We start from the raw sequence: 8,981 nt of genomic DNA, 5'->3' as shown, positions 1-8,981 counted from the left end.
CGGAGTACGAGGTGATGCGGCGGGCCGGGCAGTTCAGCGACCGGGCCAGGGCTGCGATGTCGATGTCGGTGAAAGCGGGCCAGGGCGGTTTGCCCCCGGCGTCGCCGGCCAGCCGGTCCATGATCGCGTAACGGCCGTTGGTGAGGACGATGAAAAGGACTCCACACGCGTACCGCGCGGCACTCCACAGACCCTGGACCGCGTAGAGGGACGAACCGTCGCCCAGCACGGCTACGACAGGCCGGCTCGGATCACCGAGCCGGAGCCCGGCGGCGGCCGGCAGGGCGAACCCGAGTCCGCCCATCGCGGCACTGACGAATCCGCGGGGTGTCCGCGCGGGCAGCAGTCGGTGAAGGTCCGGGCGCGAGGACGGCGTCTCCTCGACCAGGACGGTGTCACGTGGCAACCGCTCTGCGAGTGCGGCGAAGACGTGCGTCGCGAACAAGCGGTCGTCGGCACGCGGGGGCTCGACGGTCGGCGCGACGCGCAGTACGGGCTTGGACTTGCGTGGTTTCAGCCGTGCCGTGATCGCCGCGCAGGCGGATGCCGCGTCGGCCAGCAAGGCTACGTCCGCATGGCTGTAGTGCAACTCGTCAGGATCGTCGGAGATCACGGCTACGGCCAGCCCGTCTGGTACCAACGACCCCGGCTCGTACACGTACTGGCGGAACGCGCCCGTACCCACGACGAGCGCGACGTCGTACTGGGCGAGAACCGCGCGCAGTTCGGATCGCCCGGACGGCAGGTGACCGGCGAACTGTGGATGGTCCTGCGGGAAGCCCGCGCGGGCACCGAACGCCTCCTGCCAGACCGGCGATCCCAGTCGCTCGGCCAGAAAGATCAGCTCCGCCCAGGCCTGCTCGTCGTCAGCACCTGCGCCAACGACCAGAACCGGCGCGGCGGCGCCCTCCAGGAGCTGAGTGATGTCGTCCACGGCAGGCCCTGGTTCGCGGCGGGCGCGCGCCACCGCGACCGGCCCGGGAACCTCGAGTCCGAGATCGGTCTCCGCAGACCAGTCGTCCATCGGCACCACGACAATCGCCGGGCCGCGATGCTGCGCCGCTTCGTGCCAGGCACGCCGTACTGCGCCGGGAACGTCCTGCGGCCGGACGGGTTGGTGTTCCCACACGGGGTAGGCGCCGGCCAGCCCCTCGAGCCGGCCGGCGAGGAACGGCTCGCCGGCCAGATGGCGGCGGTCCTGCTGACCGACCAGCACGACCAGCGGAGCCCGGTTGGTGCGCGCGGTGGCGAGTGCGCCGACCGCGTTGCCCAGGCCTGCCGTCGTGTGCAGTACTACGAGCGCGGGCTGGCCGGTCGCGATGGCGTGACCGGTCGCCATACCGACCACAGCGCCTTCGTGCAGGCCGAGGATGAACTCGAGATCGTCAGGCAGGTCGACCAGGAAGGGGACCTCGGTCGACCCCGGGTTGGCGAACATCCGGTTCATCCCACACTGGCGCAGAACGTCGAGAGTGGCATCCCGCACGGTCGTCATCGGGACGCCCCCATGGCGACTGCCGCAATCGGCGTGATCGGCGCGGATGGTTCGGCGACTACGAGGGTCTCGATGAGGCCGAGGCCTTCGATCTCGCCGCGGAGGCGGTCGGTGGGAACCACGCTGCGTACTCCGGGTGGCGTGCCCGTCGAGACGATGTCGCCAGGCGCGAGGGTGAGTGCTTCCGTCAGCCAGGACAGCTGCTCAGGAATGTCGTGGAACATCTCGGCGGTACTGCCGTCCTGCCGCAGCTCACCGTTCACCCAGAAGCGGATGGCCAGCGCCTGCGGATCGGGGATCTCGTCAGCGGTGACGAACCACGGTCCGACGATGGCGAAGGTGTCGCATCCCTTGCCCCGGTCCATCCGGTTGTTGTCCAACTCGGAGACGTCTCTGGCCCCCGTATCGACGAAGGCGACATAGCCGGCCACCGCCGCCATGGCCGACCCCCGGTCGAGTCCGCGAGAGCGTCGACCAATCACCACGGCGAGCTCGAGTTCCGGATCCACCCGCTGGCTGATCGCCGGGTAGCGGAGTTCGTCGTACGGGCCGGCCAACGCGCTCGGCGCCTTGAGGAAACCCTGGAGTCCGCGAGGCGTGCGCGGCGCCTGCCGATCCCTCGGGTAGTTCGCCGTCATCCCCCAGAGCGTGTGCGGGCGTCCGATCGGCGGGCCGAACGTCGCCCTCTCCGCAGACCAGATGCAGTCCTCCGTCAGATCACCGAGGCCCGCCGCCGACTGCGCCCACTCGTGCACCGCACGAACGAGACAGAGCTCAGGGTCGGTCTGCAGCAACGCCGGGAGCGTCTCCGCCACCTCTCGCCGCGACCGCGGGATCGCGTCGTCCCGATGGCTGCCGCGGGTTTCGAGCATCCGGGCGTACGCCGCTTGGACGTCGACCAGCCGGCCTTCGACGACGTCAGGGAAGCAGAGCCGGTCGCCGAGATAGGTCCGCCTGATCGCGAGTTTCACGCCCGGACCGCCTTCGCCGGGTCGTTGCACGGGTCGAGGATCACGTCGAGTCCTCCCAGACTTTCCACTATGTCGAAAACCTCGCCGGCCTCATCAGCACCTCTGGCCAGGGGTACTTGGATAATGGACGCTAGCCACGACCCACAGAGCGGGCAATGATCGAGCCGAGGATTTCCACCATGTCGAAGAACGACGCCGCCAAGCCGAAGGGCGAGCCGCACGACGCGGTGAGCAAGTCGCTGCGCACCCTGCTCGCGCTCTCCACCCAGGAGTCGATGGGGGTCAGCGAGCTGAGCCAGGAACTCGATGTCGCGGTCTCCACCGCGCACCGCCTGCTCAACATCATGCGCCTGCACGACTTCGTCGAGCAGGACCTGCACTCACGGCGATACCGGCTCGGTCCCGCGGCACGCAAGCTCGCCGAGCACTCCCGGGGCGACCAGGATCTCGTGGCCGTCGGGCACCCGCATCTGGTGGCACTGCACGCGCAGATCAACGAGACCGTGAACCTCGTCGTCCTGGATGGAGCGGAGGCGCTCTTCACCGACGGCATCCAATCCCGCCAACCCCTGCGGGTCGCTACCCGTACCGGTGCGCGGCTACCGGCCTACGCCACGGCCGGCGGGAAGGTGCTCCTGGCCTACCTGCCGAAGGCGACGGTGCACACCTACGTCCCGTCGGACCTGCGCCGGATCACCCGCTTCACCTTGCGCGACCGGCAGGCCCTCGAGCGCGAACTGGACGAGATCCGCGCCCGCGGGTATGCGCTGAACCTCGGCGAGCACCTGGTCGAGGTCTGTGCGATCGCCGTCCCCGTCGACGGCCTGCACGGCCGACCCGTCGCCGCCCTCACGGTAGCCGCCCCACAGACCCGCTGGACCCGCAAACGCCTCGCGGCCCTAGCGCCCACCCTCACCACCACATCAGCAGCAATCACCCAGGCCCTCCACGAACACCACACCGACCCAGGGCACTAAGCGCTGAGGGTTCGGGTGACGCCTTGGGCGGCGACCTGGAGGGCGGTGAGTAGGCGGGCCCGGTCGCGTCTGAGCGTCGGTACGACGACGCCGATCGCGGCGACCACTTCGCCCTCAGGCCCGCGCAGCGGCACCGCGATGGAGCAAGCGCCCAGCGTCATTTCCTCCACCGTCGTCGCGTAGCCGTCGAGGCGAACCTTGTCGAGCTGAGCCCGCAAGCGGTCCGGCTGCGTGACCGTGTACGGCGTCTGCCGGGTCAGGTGGGCGAGCACGTTCTGCTGGACCGCCACCGGCGCATAAGCGAGCAACACCTTGCCGACTCCGGTCGCATGCATCGGCAGGCGTGCTCCCACCCGGCTGACCACCGGAACCGACGCCCGCCCGGACAAGCGCTCGAGATAGAGCACCGACGTGTCATCCCGGACAGCCAGATGCACGGTCGCCCAGGTCGTGGCGTGAATGTCGTTGAGGAAAGGCGCGACAACCTGACGCAACCCCGTCTGCACGGGAGCGAGCAGTCCGACGTCCCACAGCCGCCGGCCCACGACGTACTCGCCGCTCGCGTTCCGAACCAGCGCGCCGCCCGCTACCAGCTCGGCAGCCAGCCGGTACGCCGTCGGCACCGGCAAACCGGCTCTCCGCGCCAACTCGGTGAGCGTCAGCCTCCGGTGCTGGTCATCGAAGGCGTAGAGCACCGCCAAGGCGCGAGAGACCACCGAGGCGCCCGGGGTCGAGAGGTTGCCCGCCATACCCGCGATCCTTTCACTCAGTGAAAGCTTAGGCTCGCCGCGCCCGGTGCTGGTCCGCCACCCTTGGTCCATGTCTCGCATCGTCTCCACCACCACCGTCGGCATCGTCGGCGGCGGCCCGGCCGGCCTGATGCTCTCCCACCTGCTGCACGTGGCCGGCATCGAGTCGGTGGTGATCGACAACCGCAGCCGCGACGAGATCGAGCACACCCACCGGGCCGGCATCCTCGAGCGGGACAGCGTCCGATTGCTGATCGAGTCGGGGGTGTCGGACCGGGTGCTCCGGGACGGTCACGAGCACCAGGGCATCGACCTGCGGTTCGGCGGGGTGAACCACCGGATCGACTTCCAGGGACTGGTCGGCGCCTCGACCTGGCTCTACCCGCAGACCGACGTGTTCATCGACCTCGCCAATGCCCGGCAGCGCGACGGGGGTGACGTCCGCTTCGGTGTCACCGAGACGGCCGTCGCCGACGTGACCTCGGACCGGCCCCGGATGCTGTTCACCGACGCCGACGGCCAGGAGCACGAAATCCGCTGCGATCTCCTGGTCGGGGCTGACGGCTCGCGCAGTGTCACCCGCGCGTCGGTGACTAACCGGAAGGAGTATTTCCGCCAGTACCCGTACGCCTGGTTCGGGATCCTCTGCGAGGCCCCGCCGAGTGCGCCGGTCCTGATCTACACCCGGTCGGAGCGCGGTTTCGCATTGCTCAGCCAGCGCACCGAAGCCATCCAGCGGATGTACTTCCAGTGCTCGCCGGAGGAGTCGGTCGACAACTGGTCGGAGGACCGGATCTGGTCCGAGTTGCAGGCCCGCCTGGCCGGCGAGGACGGCTTCACCCTGAAAGAGGGCCCGATCATCGAGAAGACCGTGCTGCCCTTCAGGTCCTACGTTTGCGAGCCGATGCGGCACGGCAATCTGCTGCTCGCCGGCGACGCCGCGCACACCGTGCCGCCGACCGGCGCGAAGGGGCTCAACCTGGCGCTGGCCGACGTCCGCGTGCTCGCCGAAGTACTGGAAAGGGCGCTGCTCAAGGACGACCGATCCGCGCTGGACACCTACACCGACCGCGCGCTCGCCCGTGTGTGGAAGGCCCAGCACTTCTCCTACTGGATGACCACGATGCTGCACACCCTCCCCGAGGCCACCGACTTCGACGTACGCCGGCAACTCGGCGAACTGGACTCCGTGGCCAACTCCACCGCCGGAGCCACCTACCTCGCCGAGTGCTACACCGGCTGGCCCTGAGCTGCCCATTGGTCTTGGCGCCGAACAGCACATGCACCGGGGCATCAGCCGTCCCGCCGGCGCGTCCCCCTGGGGGAGTACTCCTAGCTGACGAAGACGGCTGTTGGCTTGGCCAGGGGGCCGTGGGGTTCGTACAGGGCCAGGAAGGTGCCGTCCGGGTCGAACATGGCGGTTTGCCGGCCTGCCGCCAGCTTCAGGCCGGGTAGCGGGCGGCCGGTGCGGATGGCGGTAGCCTGCTCCGCATCGGCGTCGTAGCGCGGGAAGGTGTCCGCCGCTACGTCAGCGATGGGGAGCATCGTGAAGGTCTCGGCCAGGGACTCCAGGGTGTGGGCCGAGGTCATGCCGAAGGTGCCCACGCGGGTACGGCGAAGCCTCGTGAGGTGACCACCTACGCCCAGGTCTGCGCCTAGATCGCGAGCCAGGGCCCGGATGTACGTGCCGCTGGAGCAGTCGACCGAGATGTCGACCTCGATGCCGCCATCCATCGGCCGAACGTCGAGGACGTCGTACCGGCTGATCGTCACGCTGCGAGCCTTCAACGCGACCTCTTCGCCCGCGCGGACACGTTCGTACGCCCGTTTCCCGTCGACCTTGATCGCCGACACCTTGGAAGGCACCTGGGAGATCTCGCCCCGATAAGCAGCGACCGCGGTCTCGATCGCCTCGGCGGTGACGGCGGCCAGCGCAGCAGGAGAGGCCGTGGACACGACCTCCCCCTCGGCGTCGTCCGTGGAGGACGTGGCGCCGAGGAGGATGGTCGCGTCGTAAGACTTGTCGGCCAGTTGCAGGTGGCCGAGCAGCCGGGTGGCGCGGTTCAGCCCGACCACCAGGACGCCGGTGGCCATCGGGTCCAGGGTGCCGGCGTGGCCGACCTTGCGGGTGCCGGCCAGCCTGCGGATCCTGGCCACCACCGTGTGCGAGGTCAGCCCCGCCGGTTTGTCGACGACGACGATGCCGTCGGCAACGATCGGCTCACTCGTCGTCGCTGTCATCGTCCTCGCGGTGCTTGTACGGGTCGGCGTCGCCGGCCGGCTTGGCGCCCGCGGCGGCCTTCGCCACCTCGGCGTCGGCCTGCCGGGCCTTCTCCAGCAGCTCCTCGATCTGCCCGGCGGTCTCCGGAATGGAGTCGAGGTAGAACGCCAGGCTCGGGGCACGCCGCAGTCCCAGGGCTTTGCCGACCTCGCTGCGGATCAGGCCGCGGGCCGACTCCAGCGCGGCCGCGGTGGACGCGCGGTCCTGCTCGTCGCCGTACACCGTGTAGAAGACGCTGGCCTCGCTCAGATCCCCGGTCAGCTTCGCGTCCGTCACGGTCACGAAACCCAGCCGCGGATCCTTCACCCTGCGCTCCAGCAGCTCCGCGACCAGGACCTGGATCCGGTCGGCCAGCTGCTTCGCCCTTGCTTCACCCATCAGGGCTCACTCCCTCATTCATGCGAAACGTCCGGAGCAGCGGCTGCGAAACCGCCACTCCGGACGTTACTCGGCACAGGACAACTGTCAGTTGCGGGGCTTCTCGCGAAGCTCGAACGCCTCGACCACATCGCCGAGCTTGATGTCGTTGTAGTTGGCCACGGTCAGACCACACTCGAAGCCCTCGCGGACCTCGGACGCGTCGTCCTTGAACCGCTTGAGCGACGACAGGTCGCCGTTCTCGACCACGACCGCACCGTCACGGATGAGTCGCACCTTGGCGTTGCGCTTGATGACGCCGCTGGTGACCCAGCAACCCGCGATGTTGCCGACCTTGGACGACCGGAAGATCTCGCGGATCTCTGCCGTCCCGAGCTTGAACTCCTCGTAGATCGGCTTGAGCATGCCCTTCAGAGCAGCCTCGATGTCGTCGATCGCCGAGTAGATGACCGAGTAGTACCGGACATCCACGCCCTCGCGCTCGGCCAGATCCCCGGCCTTGCCCGCCGGCCGCACGTTGAAGCCGATGATGACGGCGTTCGACGCGATGGCCAGGTTGACGTCGTTCTCGTTGATCGCACCGACACCGCGGTCGATGACGCGGAGGTTGACCTCGTCGCCGACCTCGATCCGCACCAGGGCGTCCTCGAGTGCTTCCACCGAACCGGACACGTCGCCCTTGAGGATGAGCAGGAGCTCCTGGCTCTCGCCCTTCTCCATGGAGGCCATGAAGTCCTCGAGCGTACGGCGCGCACGGCGCTTGGCGTTCGAGGCCGCACGGGCCCTCGCCTCACGCTTCTCGGCGATCTGGCGGGCCATCCGGTCGTCGTCGACAACGAGGAAGTTGTCGCCGGCTCCCGGTACGCCGGACAGGCCCTGGACCGCGACCGGCCGCGACGGCAGCGCCTCCTTGACGTTGTTGCCGTGCTCGTCGAGCATCGCCCGGACCCGGCCGTACGCCGGACCGGCGACCATCGAGTCGCCGACCCGCAGCGTGCCGCGCTGGACCAGCACGGTCGCGACGGGGCCACGGCCCTTGTCCAGGTGCGCCTCGATCGCCAGACCCTGCGCCGGCTGGTCCGGGTTGGCCCGGAGATCCAGCGAAGCGTCGGCGGTGAGGATGACACCTTCGAGCAGACCGTCGATGTTCAGTCGCGCCTTCGCGGAGACGTCGATGAACATGGTGTCACCGCCGTACTCCTCGGGCACCAGGCCGTACTCGGTCAGCTGACCGCGCACCTTGACCGGGTCGGCGTCCGGTACGTCGATCTTGTTCACCGCGACCACGATCGGGACGTTCGCCGCCCGGGCGTGGTTCAGTGCCTCGATCGTCTGCGGCATCACGCCGTCGTCGGCCGCGACCACCAGGATGACGATGTCGGTGGCCTGCGCACCACGAGCACGCATGGCGGTGAACGCCTCGTGACCCGGGGTGTCGACGAACGTGATGGCCCGCTCCTGGCCGTCCACCTCGGTGGTCACCTGGTACGCACCGATGTGCTGGGTGATCCCGCCGGCTTCCTTGGCGACGACGTTCGCGTGCCGGATCGCGTCCAGCAGCTTGGTCTTACCGTGGTCGACGTGACCCATCACGGTCACGACCGGCGGACGGGCGGCCAGGTCGCTCTCGCCACCGTCGTTGGCACCGAAGTCGATGCTGAACGACTCGAGCAGCTCGCGGTCCTCGTCCTCCGGGGAAACCACCTGCACGTCGTACTCGAGCTCGGTGCCGAGCACCTGCAGGGTCTCCTCGTTGACCGACTCGGTCGCGGTCACCATCTCACCGAGGTGGAACAGCACCTGGACCAGCGCGGCCGGATCGATACCGACCTTCTCGCCGAAGTCGGTCAGCGACGAACCACGAGCAAGCTTCACGACCTCGCCGTTGCCGTGCTTGACCCGCACGCCGCCGACGGCCGGAGCCTGCATGTTGTCGAATTCCTGGCGCTTCGCGCGCTTGGACTTGCGACCACGACGGGCCGGACCACCCGGACGCCCGAAGGCACCCTGCGTTCCGCCACGACCCCGGTTGCCCGGGCCCGGACGACCGCCACCGCCGCCACCGGGGGGACCGCTCGGGCCACCACCGGGACGGAAGCCACCGCCGCCACCGCCACCGCCGCCACCTGG

The 8,981-nt window shown here is 69.1% G+C and carries 8 protein-coding genes; 2 read left to right on the top strand and 6 right to left on the bottom strand.

All coding sequences use genetic code 11. The features are described from left to right. The coding region (locus VFG33_RS31325; RefSeq protein WP_325056599.1) for a thiamine pyrophosphate-binding protein at nt 1–1,495 on the bottom strand (1,495 nt) is incomplete at its 3' end. Then, nucleotides 1,492–2,496: a fumarylacetoacetate hydrolase family protein gene (locus VFG33_RS31320; RefSeq protein WP_325056598.1), complete on the bottom strand. Its 1,005-nt coding sequence runs from the start codon at nt 2,494–2,496 to the stop codon at nt 1,492–1,494. The genes VFG33_RS31320 and VFG33_RS31325, both read right to left, overlap by 4 nt. A 149-nt stretch (nt 2,497–2,645) precedes the next feature. Between VFG33_RS31320 and VFG33_RS31315 the strand changes: the two genes are divergently transcribed. After that, a complete protein-coding gene (locus tag VFG33_RS31315) occupies nt 2,646–3,443 on the top strand; it encodes an IclR family transcriptional regulator (RefSeq protein ID WP_325056597.1) in 798 nt (265 codons plus the stop codon). Here the strand turns inward: VFG33_RS31315 and VFG33_RS31310 are convergent. After that, nucleotides 3,440–4,192 (bottom strand): IclR family transcriptional regulator, encoded by a 753-nt coding sequence (locus tag VFG33_RS31310; RefSeq protein ID WP_325056596.1) that lies wholly within the window; start codon nt 4,190–4,192, stop codon nt 3,440–3,442. The two genes, VFG33_RS31315 and VFG33_RS31310, sit on opposite strands and share 4 nt — an antisense overlap. 70 nt (nt 4,193–4,262) lie before the next feature. Between VFG33_RS31310 and VFG33_RS31305 the strand changes: the two genes are divergently transcribed. After that, nucleotides 4,263–5,441 (top strand): 4-hydroxybenzoate 3-monooxygenase, encoded by a 1,179-nt coding sequence (locus tag VFG33_RS31305; protein ID WP_325056595.1) that lies wholly within the window; start codon nt 4,263–4,265, stop codon nt 5,439–5,441. An 83-nt stretch (nt 5,442–5,524) separates the two neighbouring features. On the opposite strand, the gene truB is transcribed toward VFG33_RS31305, so the two are convergent. From truB to infB, 3 genes are all read right to left on the bottom strand, one after another. Beyond that, nucleotides 5,525–6,433, bottom strand: a complete 909-nt coding sequence (truB, locus tag VFG33_RS31300) for a tRNA pseudouridine(55) synthase TruB (RefSeq protein ID WP_325056594.1) — start codon at nt 6,431–6,433, stop codon at nt 5,525–5,527. Further along, nucleotides 6,414–6,851: a 30S ribosome-binding factor RbfA gene (gene rbfA / locus VFG33_RS31295; protein ID WP_325056593.1), complete on the bottom strand. Its 438-nt coding sequence runs from the start codon at nt 6,849–6,851 to the stop codon at nt 6,414–6,416. Before rbfA ends, truB begins: the two co-directional genes overlap by 20 nt. 87 nt (nt 6,852–6,938) lie before the next feature. Then, nucleotides 6,939–8,981, bottom strand: a 2,043-nt coding sequence (infB, locus tag VFG33_RS31290; RefSeq protein WP_325056592.1) for a translation initiation factor IF-2, incomplete at its 5' end; no start/stop codon positions are given.

Source organism: Kribbella sp., assembly GCF_035687465.1.
GTDB lineage: Bacteria > Actinomycetota > Actinomycetes > Propionibacteriales > Kribbellaceae > Kribbella.
Note: the sequence above shows the minus strand (reverse complement) of the source record. Positions and strands in the feature narration are given on the sequence as shown.

Bases quoted from the DNA above. Each gene is read 5' to 3' on its own strand.
- rbfA (WP_325056593.1), bottom strand. From the start codon at position 6,851: ATGGGTGAAGCAAGGGCGAAGCAGCTGGCCGACCGGATCCAGGTCCTG.
- VFG33_RS31305 (WP_325056595.1), top strand. From the start codon at position 4,263: ATGTCTCGCATCGTCTCCACCACCACCGTCGGCATCGTCGGCGGCGGC.
- VFG33_RS31310 (WP_325056596.1), bottom strand. From the start codon at position 4,192: ATGGCGGGCAACCTCTCGACCCCGGGCGCCTCGGTGGTCTCTCGCGCC.
- truB (WP_325056594.1), bottom strand. From the start codon at position 6,433: ATGACAGCGACGACGAGTGAGCCGATCGTTGCCGACGGCATCGTCGTC.
- VFG33_RS31315 (WP_325056597.1), top strand. From the start codon at position 2,646: ATGTCGAAGAACGACGCCGCCAAGCCGAAGGGCGAGCCGCACGACGCG.